Annotated in this window: 16 protein-coding genes; 11 read left to right on the forward strand and 5 right to left on the reverse strand. The window is 71.4% G+C overall.

The features are described from left to right. The first annotated feature begins 89 nt into the window (after positions 1-89). The 5 genes from Q7F20_RS08200 to Q7F20_RS08220 all read left to right on the forward strand — a co-directional run bounded on the left by Q7F20_RS08200 (position 90) and on the right by Q7F20_RS08220 (position 4,065). On the forward strand, positions 90-302 hold the full coding sequence (locus Q7F20_RS08200; protein WP_305739621.1) for an SCO4848 family membrane protein: 213 nt from the start codon (positions 90-92) through the stop codon (positions 300-302). Positions 303-474: 172 nt separating this feature from the next. Next, on the forward strand, positions 475-1,152 hold the full coding sequence (locus Q7F20_RS08205) for a response regulator transcription factor (RefSeq protein ID WP_305739622.1): 678 nt from the start codon (positions 475-477) through the stop codon (positions 1,150-1,152). Between the two features lie 52 nt (positions 1,153-1,204). Next, on the forward strand, positions 1,205-2,488 hold the full coding sequence (locus Q7F20_RS08210; RefSeq protein ID WP_305739623.1) for a cell wall metabolism sensor histidine kinase WalK: 1,284 nt from the start codon (positions 1,205-1,207) through the stop codon (positions 2,486-2,488). A gap of 48 nt (positions 2,489-2,536) precedes the next feature. Beyond that, positions 2,537-3,151 carry a PepSY domain-containing protein gene (locus Q7F20_RS08215; protein WP_305739624.1) on the forward strand — a complete coding sequence of 205 codons (615 nt, stop codon included), beginning with the start codon at positions 2,537-2,539 and terminating at the stop codon, positions 3,149-3,151. A 77-nt stretch (positions 3,152-3,228) separates the two neighbouring features. After that, positions 3,229-4,065 carry a VOC family protein gene (locus Q7F20_RS08220; protein WP_305739625.1) on the forward strand — a complete coding sequence of 279 codons (837 nt, stop codon included), beginning with the start codon at positions 3,229-3,231 and terminating at the stop codon, positions 4,063-4,065. Here the strand turns inward: Q7F20_RS08220 and Q7F20_RS08225 are convergent. Continuing rightward, entirely contained in the window at positions 4,037-4,648 is a 612-nt protein-coding gene (locus tag Q7F20_RS08225) for a TetR/AcrR family transcriptional regulator (RefSeq protein WP_305739626.1), read from the reverse strand. The genes Q7F20_RS08220 and Q7F20_RS08225 overlap by 29 nt on opposite strands. 72 nt (positions 4,649-4,720) lie before the next feature. Between Q7F20_RS08225 and Q7F20_RS08230 the strand changes: the two genes are divergently transcribed. Next, a complete protein-coding gene (locus Q7F20_RS08230; RefSeq protein WP_305739627.1) occupies positions 4,721-5,647 on the forward strand; it encodes an aldo/keto reductase in 927 nt (308 codons plus the stop codon). Between the two features lie 39 nt (positions 5,648-5,686). On the opposite strand, the gene Q7F20_RS08235 is transcribed toward Q7F20_RS08230, so the two are convergent. Beyond that, the gene (locus Q7F20_RS08235; protein ID WP_305739628.1) at positions 5,687-5,992 is read right to left on the reverse strand and encodes a hypothetical protein; all 306 of its coding nucleotides are present in this window, start codon (positions 5,990-5,992) and stop codon (positions 5,687-5,689) included. Between the two features lie 136 nt (positions 5,993-6,128). Next, entirely contained in the window at positions 6,129-7,706 is a 1,578-nt protein-coding gene (locus Q7F20_RS08240; protein ID WP_305739629.1) for an amino acid permease, read from the reverse strand. 428 nt (positions 7,707-8,134) lie between these two features. Here Q7F20_RS08240 and Q7F20_RS08245 point away from each other — a divergent pair, with 428 nt between their 5' ends. The 4 genes from Q7F20_RS08245 (at position 8,135) to Q7F20_RS08260 (ending at position 12,724) form a co-directional block, all read left to right on the forward strand. After that, entirely contained in the window at positions 8,135-9,508 is a 1,374-nt protein-coding gene (locus Q7F20_RS08245) for a glycine betaine/L-proline ABC transporter ATP-binding protein (RefSeq protein ID WP_370871641.1), read from the forward strand. Further along, positions 9,505-10,494 carry a proline/glycine betaine ABC transporter permease gene (locus Q7F20_RS08250; protein WP_305739630.1) on the forward strand — a complete coding sequence of 330 codons (990 nt, stop codon included), beginning with the start codon at positions 9,505-9,507 and terminating at the stop codon, positions 10,492-10,494. Before Q7F20_RS08245 ends, Q7F20_RS08250 begins: the two co-directional genes overlap by 4 nt. A 14-nt stretch (positions 10,495-10,508) precedes the next feature. Next, positions 10,509-11,453, forward strand: a complete 945-nt coding sequence (locus Q7F20_RS08255; protein ID WP_305739631.1) for a glycine betaine ABC transporter substrate-binding protein — start codon at positions 10,509-10,511, stop codon at positions 11,451-11,453. Between the two features lie 104 nt (positions 11,454-11,557). Further along, positions 11,558-12,724 (forward strand): mechanosensitive ion channel family protein, encoded by a 1,167-nt coding sequence (locus Q7F20_RS08260; protein WP_305739632.1) that lies wholly within the window; start codon positions 11,558-11,560, stop codon positions 12,722-12,724. A gap of 77 nt (positions 12,725-12,801) precedes the next feature. Here the strand turns inward: Q7F20_RS08260 and Q7F20_RS08265 are convergent, their stop codons facing one another. After that, the gene (locus Q7F20_RS08265) at positions 12,802-12,993 is read right to left on the reverse strand and encodes a hypothetical protein (RefSeq protein WP_305739633.1); all 192 of its coding nucleotides are present in this window, start codon (positions 12,991-12,993) and stop codon (positions 12,802-12,804) included. Positions 12,994-13,086: 93 nt separating this feature from the next. On the opposite strand from Q7F20_RS08265, the gene Q7F20_RS08270 reads away from it, so the two are divergent. After that, positions 13,087-14,238, forward strand: coding sequence for an SLC13 family permease (locus Q7F20_RS08270; protein WP_305739634.1), 1,152 nt, complete (start codon positions 13,087-13,089; stop codon positions 14,236-14,238). On the opposite strand, the gene Q7F20_RS08275 is transcribed toward Q7F20_RS08270, so the two are convergent. Beyond that, positions 14,235-15,206 carry a magnesium transporter CorA family protein gene (locus Q7F20_RS08275; RefSeq protein WP_305739635.1) on the reverse strand — a complete coding sequence of 324 codons (972 nt, stop codon included), beginning with the start codon at positions 15,204-15,206 and terminating at the stop codon, positions 14,235-14,237. The genes Q7F20_RS08270 and Q7F20_RS08275 overlap by 4 nt on opposite strands. Positions 15,207-15,241: the final 35 nt, after the last annotated feature.

Genomic DNA, 15,241 nt, shown 5'->3' on the forward strand with positions numbered 1-15,241 from the left:
CGGCTCCTCGGGGCGCGACGACCACAGCGGGGCGCGGGTCGAGCGCCACGGCGTCCGGACCGCCACGGCGCGGTGTCTAGGATCGGTGGGTGACCGTCTTCGCAGCCCTCGTCCTCTTCATCGGTGCCGTCTTCAACGTCATCACCTGGCCGCGCTTCTTCCAGCGGGTCGCGAAGGACTCCCGCGCGCGCGACGCCGCCGGAAAGCCGACGACGTTCTACACCGTGCACCTCGTGCTGCTGCTCATCGCGCTGGCGATCGCCGTCGCGGCCGTCGTCGCGGGGATCCTCCTGCTCGTCTGAGCGGGGATCTGCGATCCTCGATCCGCCGCGGTCGCGGCGCTCGGACCCTGAACGCGCCCCGATGACGGCCAGGAGGCGCGGTGCCAGGCCGCATCGCGCCTCCTGGCCCGTGAGCGGTCGCGTCCAGGCTCCGCTTCAGGCCTGCTTCAGCGGCGCGCGGCAGGATCGGGGGATGCGTGTCCTGGTGGTCGACGACGAGGTGCGGCTCGCCGACGGCGTGCGCCGAGGGCTGGAAGCCGAGGGGTGGGCGGTCGACGTCGCCCATGACGGCGTCGACGGGCTCTGGCACGCGCGCGAGTTCGGCTACGACGTGATCGTGCTCGACCTCATGATGCCGGGCCTCAGCGGCTGGGCCGTGTGTGCGCAGCTCCGTGCCGACGGCGACTGGACGCCCGTCCTCATGCTGACGGCGAAGGACGGCGAGTGGGACCAGGTCGAGGCCCTCGACGCCGGAGCCGACGACTACGTGACGAAGCCGTTCTCGCACCCCGTCCTCGTGGCGAGGCTGCGCGCACTGGTCCGCCGCGGTGCCCGCGAGCGCCCCGCGGTCCTGACGCTCGGCGACCTCGTCGTCGACCCGGCCGCCCGGACGGTGTCCCGCGGGTCGACGCCCGTCGAGTTGACGAGTCGCGAGTTCGCCGTCCTCGAGTTCCTGGCGCGTCGCGCCGGCGAGGTCTGCTCGAAGCGGGACGTCATCGAGAACGTGTGGGACGTCGACTTCGACGGCGACCCGAACATCGTCGAGGTCTACGTCGGGCACCTGCGTCGCAAGGTCGACCGGCCGTTCGGTCGCACCGCGATCGAGACGGTGCGCGGCGCCGGCTACCGCTTGGCGGCGGACGGTGGCTGACGGCGGTCGTCCGCGCTTCCGGTCCGTCCGGGCGCGGACCACCCTCGGGGCCGTGATCGTCGTGCTCGCGGCGCTGCTCGTCGGCGCGGCGGCGTTCGTCGTCGTGCTGCGCCTCGTCCTCCTCGACGGGGTGCGGACCGCTGCGGAGTCGGGGCTCGAGCAGGCCTCGGCGCGGGTCGAGGCCGACGGCGCGGCGGTCGTGAGCGGGTACGAGGACGTCCTCGTGCAGGTCGTCAGCGACGACGGGTCCGTCCTCGCCCACGGCGACGACGCCGATCCACCGGCGCTCCCGACGGCCGACGAGTCCCACTGGACCCACGACGGCGAGCGGTGGCTGCTCGTCGCGGACGATGTCGACCTGCCCGGAGGTGGGGACGCGACGCTGGTCTACGGAGTCTCCCTCGACCAGGCCGACGCGGCGGTCGGTGCCGCGGTCGCGCTGTTGGCCGTCGGTGTCCCGGTGCTCGTGGTCGTGATGGGGGCGGTGACGTGGGTGGTGACCGGTCGATCGCTCCGTCCGGTCGAACGCATGCGCACCGAGGTCGAGACGATCCGCGCGGCACGGCCGGACGCCCGGGTCGCGGTGCCGGACACCGGCGACGAGATCGCCCGGCTGGCCACGACCATGAACACCATGCTCGACCGGCTCGACCGTTCCGCCGCCGGGCAGCGGCGGTTCGTCTCCGACGCCTCCCACGAACTCCGGTCACCGATCGCGACCATCCGCCAGCACGCCGAGGTCGCTGCGGCGCACCCCGACCGCGCTGACGTCGTCGAGCTGTCCGAGGTGGTGCGCTCCGAGGCACTCCGGCTGCAGGACCTCGTGACCGGCCTCCTCGAGCTCTCGCGGCTCGACGAGGGCGACGTGGGCCTCCGGCGTGCGGTCGACCTCGACGACCTGGCACTCGACGCGGTCGCGCGGGCACGACGGTCGCTCGAGGCGGAGCCGACCGGGTCGGTCCACGTCGACGGCTCCGGGATCGGCCCAGCCCGGGTCCTCGGGGACGAACGGCTCCTCGCCGCCGTGGTCCGGAACCTGGTCGACAACGCCGTCCGCCATGCTTCGGCTCGCGTGGTCGTGGCGCTCGTCGCGCAGGACGGGTACGCCGTCCTGGCGGTGGACGACGACGGGGCGGGGATCCCCGCGGCCGACCGGGACCGTGTGTTCGAGCGCCTCGTCCGGCTCGACGACGCGCGCAGCCGTGACGCGGGCGGGGCGGGGCTCGGTCTCGCGATCGTCCGGGACGCGGTCCGCGCCCACGGCGGCGACGTCGTCGTGACGGACTCGAGGCTCGGCGGGGCTCGCTTCGCGGTCCGCATCGCACTCGGTGGCTGACCAGGGGGCTTCAGGCCTGCTTCAGCACCCGTCCCCGACCCTGGCAGCATGAACGCACTCCGCACCACCGCAGCCCGCTCCACCCGTCGCGTCGTCGGCCTCGCAGCCGTGCCGCTCGTGGCGTCCCTCGCCCTCGTCGGATGCTCCTCGGCGCAGTCCGACGGTGCATCGTCCACGTCGTCGTCGTCCTCGTCCGGGTCGGCGTCCAGCGGCGCCACCGCAGCGTCGAACGATGCCCTGCGCGCAGCCGTCGCCACCGCCCGCGACGCCGTGGAGTCGGGCACCGTGATCTCGGTCGAGCAGGAGCAGAACGGCACCGCCTACGAGGTGCTGGTCGTGACCGACGACGGCACCGAGCACGAGGTGCACACGAACGAAGCAGGCACGGCGGTGACCGGGTCGCCGCGCACCGAGACCTCGGACGCCGACGACCGTGCCGAGAACGAGCGCTTCACGAGCGCGGCCGACCTCGCAGTGGGTGACGCGGTCGGCCGGTTCGAGGACCTGCACGCCGGCGCGATCACCGAGCTCGGGCTCGACGACCACCTCGGGAAGGTCGTCTGGGAGGGCGACGTCCGTGATGCGTCGGGCACGAAGCACAGCGTCCGCATCGACGCGGGCACCGGCGAGGTCGTCACGGACGAGGTCGACACCGACGACTGAGTCGCGGTGCGGCGGCGTCGGTGGTCCGCGGTAGACCTGGTGCATCCGGCCCCGCGCCGGCCGACCCAGGAGCGACGATGACCGACCAGACCCCGCGCACCTACCCCCAGGGCGTCCCCAGCTGGATCGATGCCCGACAGCCCGATCCGGGTGCGGCCCAGGCCTTCTACGGCGGGCTGTTCGGGTGGGACTTCGAGGAGCGCCTGCCGCCCGGGGCTCCGGGTTCGTACCGCATCGTGTCGGTCGACGGCCACGAGGTCGGTGCTGTCGCGTCGAGCGACGAGCGAGCCACGTGGCGCACGTACATCGCGGTCGACGACGCTGACGCCGTGGCCTGTCGCGTGACGGAGCTCGGCGGCAGCGTTGGTCCCGCAGAGGACGCCGGACCCGGGGGAGCGGCCGGTCGCAGTGTCGACTGCTTCGACCCCCGCGGTGCTGCGTTCGGGCTCTGGCAGGCACGCGCCCGGCTCGGCGCCCAGCACATCAACGCTCCCGGTGGATGGGTGTTCAGCGACCTCCGCTCGACCGAGCCGGAGCGGGCGATCGCGTTCTACGAGCAACTCTTCGGCTGGCAGGTCTCCGACATCGAGGAAGGCCCGAGCGCGATGATCCGCCTGCCCGGGTACGGCGACCACCTCGCGGCCACGTCGGACCCGGGCATCCACGAGCGTCAGGTCGGCGCGCCGGACGGGTTCGCCGACGTCATCGCTGCCCTCACTCCGTCCGAGTTCGGCGTCGATGACTGGCACGTGTCGTTCAGCGTGGCGGACCGCGACGGCGCTGCGGCGCTCGCCGAACGGCTCGGTGGCCGGGTGCTCGGGTCGTGGGACGGGTTCTGGACCCGGGCGGCGGAGCTGCAGGACCCGCAGGGCGCGACGTTCCGCGTCACGCAGTACGCACCGCAGGGCGGCTGAGTCCCGCGACGAGGATGTCCAGCAGGCGGCCGGTCTGCGCGGTGTCGCTGGCGTCCCGGGTCGAGAGCAGGATGCCCACGAGCGCGGCCGTGACGTCGTCGGCGAGCAGATCGGGTCGGAGCGAGCCGTCGGAGCTGCCCGCGTCGAGGAACCGCTGCACGGCCGCGTTCACCCGCTCGCGGGTCCCCGCGGCCTCGGCGGTCCCGCGGAGTGCGCCCGCCCGCACCGTCTCGGCGAGCCCCCGCTTCGTGACGACGAACTCGGCGTACCGGCCCGCGAAGGCGCGGAAGGCGTCGGCGGCGTTGCGGCTGCCCGAACCGGCTCCGGGGGCGAGGAGATCGTCGACGGTCGCGAGCGCCGCGTCCAGCTCGGCACGGTAGACGGCGGCGATGAGGTCCTCGCGCGTCGGGAAGTTCCGGTACAGCGTGCCGATCCCGACGCCCGCGGCTCGTGCCACCGCTTCGAGGGAGGTGTCCTCGCCCTGTGCGGTGAAGGCCGTCCGCGCGGCGTCGACCAGTCGCTGGCGGTTGCGCGCGGCGTCCGCACGGGGTCGACGAGGAGTCGTCACGGGCTCGCTGGACAAAGCGGAGGCACCTCCGTTTATGCTGTTCGAAGCGGAGGTTCCTCCGCTTCGACGAACACTACCGGAGACGACATGCACGAGGAACAGACACGGCGCCCGGGCGGCGCCTCGACGCTCGGCGGGCGGACCGTCGGGCGGATCGGCTACGGCGCGATGGCGCTCGAACGCTTCGCCGACGACCGCCAGGCCGGCGTCGCCCTGCTCCACCGCGCCCGGGAACTCGGGGTCGACCACGTCGACACGGCCGACTTCTACGGCGACGGTGTCGCGAACGACGTGATCCGGCGGGCGTTCGGGACCGACGACGACGTGGTCGTCGTGAGCAAGGTCGGCGCGGTCCGGGTCCAGGGCCCCGTGCCGCTCGCGCTCGCGCAGCGCCCGGAGCAGCTCCGCGCCCAGGTGCACGCCAACCTGCGCAGCCTCGGCTGTGAGCGGATCGACGTCGTGAACCTCCGCCGCGCGGACCTCGGACCCGGACTCCTGGCCGAGGGGGAGCAGCTCGCGGAGGTCGAGGACCAGCTGGCAGCGATGATCTCGATGCGTGACGAGGGGATCATCGGCGGGATCGGCCTGAGCGCGGTGTCGGGCCCGGTGCTCGAGCGCGCGCTGGCGGCGGACATCGTGTGCGTGCAGAACGCCTACTCGCTCGTCGCCCGCGAGCACGAGGCGCTCCTCGACCGCTGCGTGCTCGAGGGCATCGCCTGGGTGCCGTACTTCCCGCTCGGTGGGGCGTTCCCGGGGCTGCCGAAGGTCGTCGAGGAACCGGTCGTCGTACGGATCGCGGGTGAGCTCGGGGTCACTCCGGCGCAGCTCGGCCTGGCGTGGCTGCTGCAGCACGCGCCGGACGTCCTGCTCATCCCCGGGACGTCCGACGCCGGGCACCTGGCCGAGAACGTCGCCGCCGGTGCGATCCAGCTGGACGCTTCGCACGTCGCCGACCTCGACGCGGTGTGGGCGCGCCGGGTCGCGGACGGTACCGCTCGGCCCTCCTGGCCGTGAGCGTGCGATGCACGACGGTCGTCGGGGTCCGTAGGGGAATCAGGAAGCAGGCGGCAACGGTTGGCCGAGCACCCGGCGGAGTGCCAGCCCGGCGACCCGCTCGTCCGTGGTGTCGAGCAGCACGCGGTAGGTCTCGTCGGGCGTGACGAACTCGAGACACACCGCGTCGAAGTCGCAGGGCTCGATCCGCCATCCACGCACGGTGTCCATCGGGACCGGTACCAGGGCGTCCCGCTCGTAGCTGGTCTCGGCGACGACCCGATCGTGGAACACGCGGACACGGCCGAAGGTGCCGCGCCAGGTGAGCTGCAGGTCGAGCGTGGGGGAGACAGACGGGTCCGGCACCCGCCGATCGTACCGACGGGTGCCGGACCCTCCCGCACGCCCTGAGCGTGGGGTCGCGTTCTGCGGATACTCCTACCGCTGCCCCGGGGCGACAGACCGGGCGCGGCCAGGGCGACGGACCGGGAGCCCCCCGGGATCAGGACCGCTGGTCGTCCGACCCGCCGTCCGGGCCCGAGGACACGTCCGGGCCGTTGCCGCCCCGACGGACCTGGTTCGCCGGGTCCCGACCGGTCACCGGGTACGGACCGGTGATGCCCGAGCGGAGTGACGCGATGCGGAGGATGCGGTCACGCTGCAGGAACCATCCGAGGATGAGCAGCGGGATCACGATGATGAGCGACGCGATCGTGTAGGTGCCGATGGGGTAGTCGATTGCCATGAGCACGATCACGGTCGCGAGGAACACCAGCGTCAGCCAGGACGTGTACGGTGCCCCGGGCAGCTTGAACGACGGCTCCTTCGCGAGGCCCTGCTTCGCCCACGACCGCAGCTTCATCTGGCAGAGGATGATCGTGCCCCAGGCGGTGATGATGCCGAGGCTGGCGATGTTCAGGGCGATCTCGAACGCCTGCTCGGGGACGAACAGGTTGAGGATGACGCCGACCAGCGTGAACGCCGAGGTGAGCAGGATGCCGGCGAACGGCACGCCGCCCTTGGACATCTTCGTCGTCCACTTCGGGGCGGAGCCGTTCATGCCCATCGAGTGCAGAGCGCGACCGGTCGAGTAGAGCCCGGCGTTCAGCGACGACAGCGCTGCGGTGAGCACGACGAAGTTCATGATCGAGCCGACGACCTGGCCGACCTGCGGGTTCCCGATGGACGAGAAGAAGGTCACGAAGGGGCTGACGCCGTCCTTGTACGACGTGTACGGCAGGAGCAGCGAGAGGAGGACAACGGACCCGACGTAGAACACCGCGATGCGGAGGACGACCGAGTTGATCGCACGGGGGATGACCTTCTCGGTGTTCTGCGTCTCGCCCGAGGCGGTGCCGACGAGCTCGATCGCGGCGTAGGCGAACACGACGCCCTGCACGACGAGGACCGCCGGGAGCAGGCCGGTCGGGAAGAGGCCGCCGTTGTCCGCCCAGATGCCGAAGCCGGTGCGGACCGCTTCACCACCGGCCTCCACCGGGAACGCGAACACGAGCCAGACGAGCGCGACGATGAGGAAGGCCACCAGCGCGGCGACCTTGATGATCGCGAACCAGAACTCCAGCTCGCCGAACACCTTCACGGCGACGAGGTTCGCGGCCAGCACGACGACGAGCGCCGCGAGCGCCAGCGCCCACTGCGGGACGGCACGCGGTCCGGCCCAGTAGTGCAGGTAGAGCGCGACGGCGGTGGTGTCCACGATCGAGGTCATCGCCCAGTTCAGGAAGTACATCCACCCGGCGGCGTACGCGAACTTCTCGCCGAAGAACTCGCGGGCGTAGGAGATGAACGACCCGGACGAGGGGCGGTGCAGCACGAGCTCGCCGAGGGCACGGAGGATGAAGAACGCGAAGATGCCCGCCACGAGGTACACGACCGCCAGGGCCGGGCCCGCGCTGTGCAGGCGGCCACCCGCGCCGAGGAAGAGCCCGGTGCCGATCGCGCCGCCGATGGCGATCATCTGCAGTTGCCGGGGCTTCAGTCCGTGCTGGTAGCCCTCCTGCTCGTGCGAGAAGTCGTTCGCGGGCGCGCGGTCCACGCCGGTGTCGTTCTGCGCTGTCATGCGCGACACGCTACAGGTGTGCTGAACCGGGGTGGCACACAACGATGCGAGTCTCCTGGAAAGTAACGAGCCGGTCACGATGTCGATCCCCGCTCTGGTGGGCGACACGCCGTGATCGGGGTACGACTGCGCCGGGTTTCCGGCGGACCTGGATTCGCGATGGGGGACAACCGTCGATAGCGTTGAACGTCCCTTCAGGGGACACCGACGATCAGGACGCGTCCACCGCAGCAGCACGGCGGGGGCCGTACGGTCGGCCGGACCGGGGTCGTCCCGAGTACGACCCCCGCGTGCGTGATCGCTCGCCCTGCGCCCCCGCGCGGGCTCGACGCGGTGCCGCCGAACACGGTGCCGGGCGACCCGTCCGCAACCACCGGTACCGCTGTGCGCCGTTTCGCGCCGCGGTCCCGCGAGGAGCACCGTTGACCATCGCACCACCCCAGGACCGGCGTGCCGTCACGCCGGACCACCCCGCCGACGTCCCGGCCGTGCGCGTGCACGGCGCCTACAAGGTGTTCGGCCGCCGACCCGGCGAAGCGGTCCGCCGCCTCGCCGCCGGCGCAACCCGTGACGAGGTCCGTGACCTCGGTTCGGCCGCCGTCATCGACGCGTCCTTCGACGTGCGCCCCGGCGAGATCTTCGTCGTCATGGGCCTTTCCGGCTCGGGCAAGTCCACCCTCATCCGCATGCTGAACGGGCTGCTCGAGCCGACTGCCGGAACCGTCGAGATCGGCGGCCGGACCGTCACCAAGGCGACGCCGACGGAGATCCGGGAGATCCGCCGCACGAGTGTCTCGATGGTGTTCCAGCACTTCGCGCTGCTGCCGCACCGCACGGTGCTCGAGAACGTCGCCTACGGTCTCGAGGTCAACGGCGTGGACAAGACCACCCGGCTCGCCAAGGCCCGCGAGGTCATCGGCCTGGTCGGGCTCGACGTCTGGGCCGACGCCAAGCCGGACGAGCTCTCCGGCGGCATGCAGCAGCGCGTCGGCATCGCCCGCGCCCTCGCCGCCGAGACCGACGTCCTGCTCATGGACGAGGCGTTCAGCGCCCTCGACCCGCTCATCCGCCGCGAGATGCAGGAGCAGCTCGTCGACCTGCAGCAGCGTCTCGGCAAGACCATCGTGTTCATCACGCACGACCTCAACGAGGCGATGTTCCTCGGCGACCGCATCGCCGTGATGCGCGACGGCCGGATCGTCCAGATCGGATCGCCGGAGGACATCCTCACCGACCCGGCGAACGACTACGTCGCCCAGTTCGTGCAGGACGTCGACCGCGCCCGTGTACTCACCGCGTCCAGCGTCATGGAACCCGCTCGTGCCGCCGTCCCGCTGACCGTCGGGCCGCGCGGCGCACTCCGGACCATGCGCGACCTGCAGACGGCCGCGGTCTTCGTGACCGGACGTGGCCGGAAGCTCGAGGGCTGGGTCCGCGACCGGCACGTCATGCGCCAGGTCAAGGCGGGCGACACGAACCTCGACGCCATCGTCAACTCCGAGTACGCCCGGGTCGCACCGGACACGGCGCTCACCGACCTGTTCGAACTCGCGGTGGAGTCGCCGCTGCCGATCGCCGTCGTCGACGACGAGGGGCGCCTGCTCGGGGTGGTCCCGCGCGTCACGCTGCTCGCCGCCCTCGGCAACGTGCCCACGGCGACGATGCCGATCCCGGTGCTCGAGCCGGTGACCCGCATCAGTGATTCCGACATGGACTCGACCCTCGCCGCGACCGGCGAGACGCCGGCCGTCACGGACGAGCCCGGCCCCGGCGAGCCCGTCACCGAAGGAGACCACGCATGATCACCCCCGGCACGAACTCCTTCGGCGACTTCCACCTGCCGCTCGGCACCTGGGTCGCAGCGATCGTCGACTGGATCACCACCTACCTCTCCGGCTTCTTCGACGTCGTCCGCTACGTCTTCACGTGGATGGACGCCTGGATGGAGTACTTCCTCTCCACGCCGCCGTTCTGGGTGGTCGTCGCGATCCTCGTGGCGCTGGCGTTCGTCGCGAAGGGCTGGAAGCTCGCGCTCGGCGCCGCCGTCGGTCTGCTCTTCATCGTGAGCGTCGGCCAGTGGACGAACGCGATGGACACCCTCGCGCTCGTGATCGTGGCGGCGGGCCTCGCCGTCGTGTTCAGCATCCCGCTCGGCATCTGGGCCGCCCGCTCGGACACCGCCAGCCGGATCATCCGCCCGGTGCTCGACTTCATGCAGACCACGCCGGCCTTCGTGTACCTCATCCCGGCGCTGCTCCTGTTCCGCGTCGGCGTCGTGCCCGGCATCGTCGCGACGATCGTCTTCGCGATGGCCCCGGGCGTCCGGCTCACCGAGCTCGGCATCCGCGGGGTCCCTGGCGAGGTCGTCGAGGCCGGTGCCGCGTTCGGGTCGAGCCCGTGGCGCATCCTCCGCCAGATCCAGCTCCCGCTCGCCAAGGCCAGCATCATGGCCGGGGTCAACCAGGTCATCATGCTGTCGCTCTCGATGGTCGTCATCGCGGGCATGGTCGGCGCCGGGGGACTCGGCGAGCAGATCGTCGCCTCGCTGAACCGCATCGACGTCGGTCTCGGCGCGGAGGCCGGCCTGTCGGTCGTGGTGCTGGCGATCCTGCTGGACCGCCTGACCGCAGCGCTCGGCGGCGACTCGACCCGCGCCTCCCGGATCTTCGGACGGAAGCGGAAGCCGACCGCGACCGCGACGCCGAACGCCGTGACCGCCCAGACCGCCGCCACGCCGGACGGGCCCGGCGCGACCGCCGCCACCGACCGCCAGACCGTCGACGCGTGAGGAAGGACCACCCCATGAAGCGCAACCGCACCCCCACGAACCGCGCGACGAGCGCGAAGCGATCGATCGCGGCCGCAGCCCTCGCCGCCGCCACCGCCCTCGGCCTGTCCGCCTGCATGCCGCCCGGCTACTACGGCGCGACCGGCACGCTCGACAACGGCGACCAGAAGTCGATGCACGTCGTCGTCTTCAACGGCTGGGACGAGGACACCGCGGCCAGCTACCTCTGGAAGTACGTCCTCGAGCAGAAGGGCTACGACGTCCAGCTCACCAACTCCGACGTCGCGCCCGCGTACACGGGCCTCGCCTCCGGTGACTACGACGTGGTGTTCGACACCTGGCTGCCGAACACGCACAAGGAGTACATGGACACGTACGGCAAGGACCTCGAGGACCTCGGCGCGTGGAACGAGCAGGCGTCGCTCGAACTCGCCGTCCCGGAGTACTCGGACATCGACTCGATCGACGAGCTCGCGTCCAAGGCCTCGGACTTCGGCAACAGGATCGTCGGCATCGAGCCCGCCGCCGGTGAGACGAAGGTCGTGCAGGACGAGGTGATCCCGCAGTACGGCCTCGGCGGGATGGACTTCGTCACGAGTTCGACGCCGGCGATGCTCGCCGACCTCAAGGCCGCGATCGCGAAGAAGCAGGACGTCGTCGTGACGCTGTGGCGTCCGCACTGGGCGTACGACGCCTTCCCGATCAAGGACCTGGAGGACCCGAAGGGCGCCCTCGGCGGGAACGAGGAGATCCACACCATCGCGAAGCGCTCCATCGAGGACGACTTCCCGACGGCATCGAAGTGGATGCGGGACTTCGAGATGGACTCCGACACGCTCTACTCGCTCGAGAACGCGCTCGTGAACAGCGGTGCGAAGACGAGCGAGTACCCCGCGATCACCGAGAAGTGGGCATCCGAGCACCGCGACTACGTGGACTCGCTCACGTCGACGAAGTAGCGGGCACTCCCAGGAGGCGCGGTGCCGGCCCGGCCCCGCGCCGCCCGCGGTGCAGATGGGGGCCGCCCTGAAAGACGCCAGTCGTCCGTTGCTTCGATGGGGCGATGGACATCCTCCTCCGGCTCCTCGTCGCGACCGGTGTCGCGTTGCTCACCACCGCAGCCGCCGCGCTGGTCCTCCACCTCGCCCTCCGCGCGATCGCGCGCCGGGAACGCTGGGCGGGTGTGCTCTCCCGGCGCGCGAAGCACCCCTTCCGCACCGAGCTGCTCGTCGTGCTGCTCTGGGTCGCGTGGGTGACGAGCGTCCCGGACCGACCGGACGACTTCCCGTGGCGCGCACCGGTGTCGCACGGCTTCCTCATCGCCACCATCGCCGCCGGCACCTGGCTCGCGTGCCAGATCGCGATCTTCCTCGAGGACCTCGGCCTGCACCGCTTCCGCATCGACGTCCCGGACAACCGCCAGGCCCGACGCATCCGCACGCAGGTGCTCGTGATCCGACGGCTGACCGTCGCGGTGCTCGTCATCATCGGCGTCGGCGCCATCCTGCTCACCTTCCCCGGGGTCGAGGCAGCCGGGGCGAGCGTGCTGGCGTCGGCGGGGCTCATCTCCGTCATCGCCGGGCTCGCCGCGCAGTCGACGCTGGGCAACGTGTTCGCCGGCATGCAGCTCGCGTTCTCCGGCTCGATCCGTGTCGACGACGTCGTCGTGGTGGAGCAGCAGTGGGGACGCATCGAGGAGATCACGCTGACCTACGTCGTCGTGCACCTGTGGGACGACCGACGGTTCGTGCTGCCCTCGACCTACTTCACGAGCACGCCGTTCGAGAACTGGACCCGGACCAACAGCGAGCTGCTCGGTGCCGTCGAGTTCGACCTCGACTGGCGCGTCCGGCCGGGGGAGATGCGGGCCGAGCTCGACCGCATCCTCGACCGCACCGAACTCTGGGACCGACGGGTGAAGGTGCTGCAGGTCACCGACGCGGTACAGGGTTCCGTGCGCGTCCGCGTCCTCGCGACCTCGCACGACGCGCCGTCACTGTTCGACCTGCGCTGCTACATCCGCGAGGAGCTCGTCGACTGGATCCAGCGCACCCACCCCGACGCACTGCCGGTCCAGCGGGTGCTGATGGTGGACGAGGTCGCTGCGCCACGACGGCGCGCGGCGTCGACCGCGGCGGACTCCGCGCTGTTCACACCGGACCAGGACGACCGTGCGGCGCTCTTCACGGGGCCGATCCAGACGTCCGGCATCCCGCAGTCGGAGCGCTGACCGGTCCGGACGGACCAACAGGGACGGGAGACGCGGTAGCACCGCGCCTCCCGTCCTGATGTCGGTCGAGCCGCGACCTACGGCTGGCGGGCCTTGATCGCTCGGTCGTCCTCGACGACCGTCCCGATCGCGACGATCGTCGTGGCGAGCCACGCCACCCACGTCAACGCGAGGCGCCAGTCGCGCGGACCCTGCCGGGTGGTCTGGACCACGCTGTAGCCGCTGATGATCGAACTCCACACCGCACCGCTGAACATGAACTTCCGCACGGGTTCCTCCTCTGGTCGTCCCGTCAACGCTACCGGCCGCTACATTGGAGCGCCGCCGGTCACCCCGCCGGTCCCGCAGTTCGAGGAGTCAGCGTGCGCCAGGCCGTCATCGGCGGAGTCCTGCTCGTGGTCGGCGCGCTGTGCGTCGCCCTCGGGCTGCTCCCACTGTCCGACCTCGCCGAGCTCGCCGACCGGGTCGTCCCGGTACTGGCGTTCGTGCTCGGCCTCACCGTCGTCGCCGAGCTCGCGGCCGACGCCGGGGTCTTCGACCGGCTCGCCGACGTCGCCGCCCGCGTCGGGGGCGGTCGCACGATCGGACTCTGGGGAGCCGTCGTCGTGCTCGCGGTCCTCTGCACCGTGTTCCTGTCCATCGACACCACGGCGGTGCTGCTCACCCCGATCGTCATCACACTCGCCCGTGGGGTCGGACTCCCGCCGATGCCGTTCGCGCTGACGACCGTGTGGCTCGCGAACACCGCGTCGCTGCTGCTGCCGGTGTCGAACCTGACGAACCTGCTCGCCGTCGACCGGATCGGACTCGACGGGCCGATCCCGTTCGCGGGGCTCATGGTGTGGGCGGCGCTCGCCGGAGTGGTGGTCCCGTGCGCGGTGCTCCTCGTGGTGTTCCGCGGCAAGCTCTTCGGTCGGTACACGCCCGTGTCCGTGCGGGCCGCGACCGATCCGGTGTTCTTCTGGTCGGCGTCGGCGGTGCTCGTCGCCCTCGTGGTCGCCCTGACCGCCGGCGTGACCGTGTGGATCGCCGCGATCGCCGCGGCCGTCGTGCTCGTGGTCGTCGCGGCCTTCCGGGCGCCGTCGGAGCTCAAGCCGTCGCGTGTGCCGTGGTCGACGCTCGTCTTCGCGGCAGGGCTGTTCGTGGTCGTCGAGACCCTGCACACGACGGGGATCACCGATCCGATCGTGGCAGCGCTGTCGGGCGGCACCGGCACGGGATCGCTCCTGGCCCTGGGGGGCGCGGGCGCGGTGGCGGCGAACGCCATCGACAACCTGCCCGCCTACCTGGTCCTCGAGCCGGCGGCCGGGCACGAGGCCCTGCGCTACGCGGCGCTCCTCGTCGGCGTCAACGCCGGTTGCCTCATCACGCCGTGGGCATCGCTCGCGACGCTGCTGTGGCACGCGCGGTTGTCGTCCGAGGGCGTCCACCTGTCCTGGGGGCGGTACATGGCGCTCGGGTGCGTCGTGGCGCCGCTCACCGTCGTCGCCGGTGTGCTCGCGCTGCGGATCTAGAGCCAGTCCTTCGACTTGAAGACCCGGTAGAGCACGAGGGACGTCGTGACGATGAGGCCGAGCGAGAGCCACAGCCCGCTCCAGTGGCTCTCGCCCGGGAACGTGACGTTCTGCCCGAAGAAGCCCGTGATGGCCGTCGGGATGGCGATGATCGCCGCCCAGCTCGTCACCTTCTTCATGACCGTGTTCTGCCGGTTCGACGCCAGGTTGAGGTTGGTGTCGAGGACGCTCGACACCGCGTCGCGCAGCTGGTCGACGGAGTCCCTGATCGTCACCAGGTGGTCCTCGACGTCGCGGAAGTAGGGGCGGATGCCGTCCGAGATCGTCTCGGCGTCCCCGTGCAGCAGGGACGCGACGCTGTCCCGGGTGGGGACGACCTGGCGGCGGAGGACGGCGAGCGCCTTGCGCAGGCGGAACGACCGTCGCTGGATCTGCTTCTCGCGCGGGTTGCCGTGCCCGAAGAGGTCCTCCTCGAGCTCGTCGATCCGGCGCTCGATGTCCTCGATCGCGGTCGTGGCGTGGTCCGTCACCGCGTCGAGCAGCCCCCACATCAGCCAGGGGACGCCGTGGTCCGCGATGTCGGTGTTCGCGCTCAGTCGGCGCTCGACGGCACCGGTGTCGACGTCGGCGCCGTGGATCGTGACGAGGGCGCGCTCCGTCACAAAGGCCTTCACCTCGTGCGTGGTGAGGTCGCCCGCGTCGTCGAGACCGCCCACGTCGTAGACGACCAGGAAGAGGCTGTCGCGGTACCGGTCGAGCTTCGGGCGCTGCCCTCGTTCGACGGCGTCCTCGACGGCGAGCGCGTGGATCCCGAGCTCGGTCTCGACCTGCTCGAGGTCGGAGGCCTCGGGATCGGTGTAGTCCACCCACACGAACGTGTCGTCCTCGGCGACGAGGTCGGAGATCCGGTCGACCGGGAAGTCCTGTTCCGCCGCGGTGCCGTTCCGCCACGCCCGTGTCATGACCATGGGTCGAGCCTAGTGAGACGGCCGACCCCGGAACC

The sequence above is a fragment of the Curtobacterium sp. A7_M15 genome (assembly GCF_030705415.1).
Taxonomy (GTDB): Bacteria; Actinomycetota; Actinomycetes; order Actinomycetales; family Microbacteriaceae; genus Curtobacterium.

Excerpts from the sequence above, each read along its gene's own strand:
- Q7F20_RS08205 (WP_305739622.1), top strand. The coding sequence starts at position 475 with ATGCGTGTCCTGGTGGTCGACGACGAGGTGCGGCTCGCCGACGGCGTG.
- Q7F20_RS08215 (WP_305739624.1), top strand. The coding sequence starts at position 2,537 with ATGAACGCACTCCGCACCACCGCAGCCCGCTCCACCCGTCGCGTCGTC.
- Q7F20_RS08220 (WP_305739625.1), top strand. The coding sequence starts at position 3,229 with ATGACCGACCAGACCCCGCGCACCTACCCCCAGGGCGTCCCCAGCTGG.
- Q7F20_RS08230 (WP_305739627.1), top strand. The coding sequence starts at position 4,721 with ATGCACGAGGAACAGACACGGCGCCCGGGCGGCGCCTCGACGCTCGGC.
- Q7F20_RS08240 (WP_305739629.1), bottom strand. The coding sequence starts at position 7,706 with ATGACAGCGCAGAACGACACCGGCGTGGACCGCGCGCCCGCGAACGAC.
- Q7F20_RS08250 (WP_305739630.1), top strand. The coding sequence starts at position 9,505 with ATGATCACCCCCGGCACGAACTCCTTCGGCGACTTCCACCTGCCGCTC.
- Q7F20_RS08255 (WP_305739631.1), top strand. The coding sequence starts at position 10,509 with ATGAAGCGCAACCGCACCCCCACGAACCGCGCGACGAGCGCGAAGCGA.
- Q7F20_RS08260 (WP_305739632.1), top strand. The coding sequence starts at position 11,558 with ATGGACATCCTCCTCCGGCTCCTCGTCGCGACCGGTGTCGCGTTGCTC.
- Q7F20_RS08275 (WP_305739635.1), bottom strand. The coding sequence starts at position 15,206 with ATGGTCATGACACGGGCGTGGCGGAACGGCACCGCGGCGGAACAGGAC.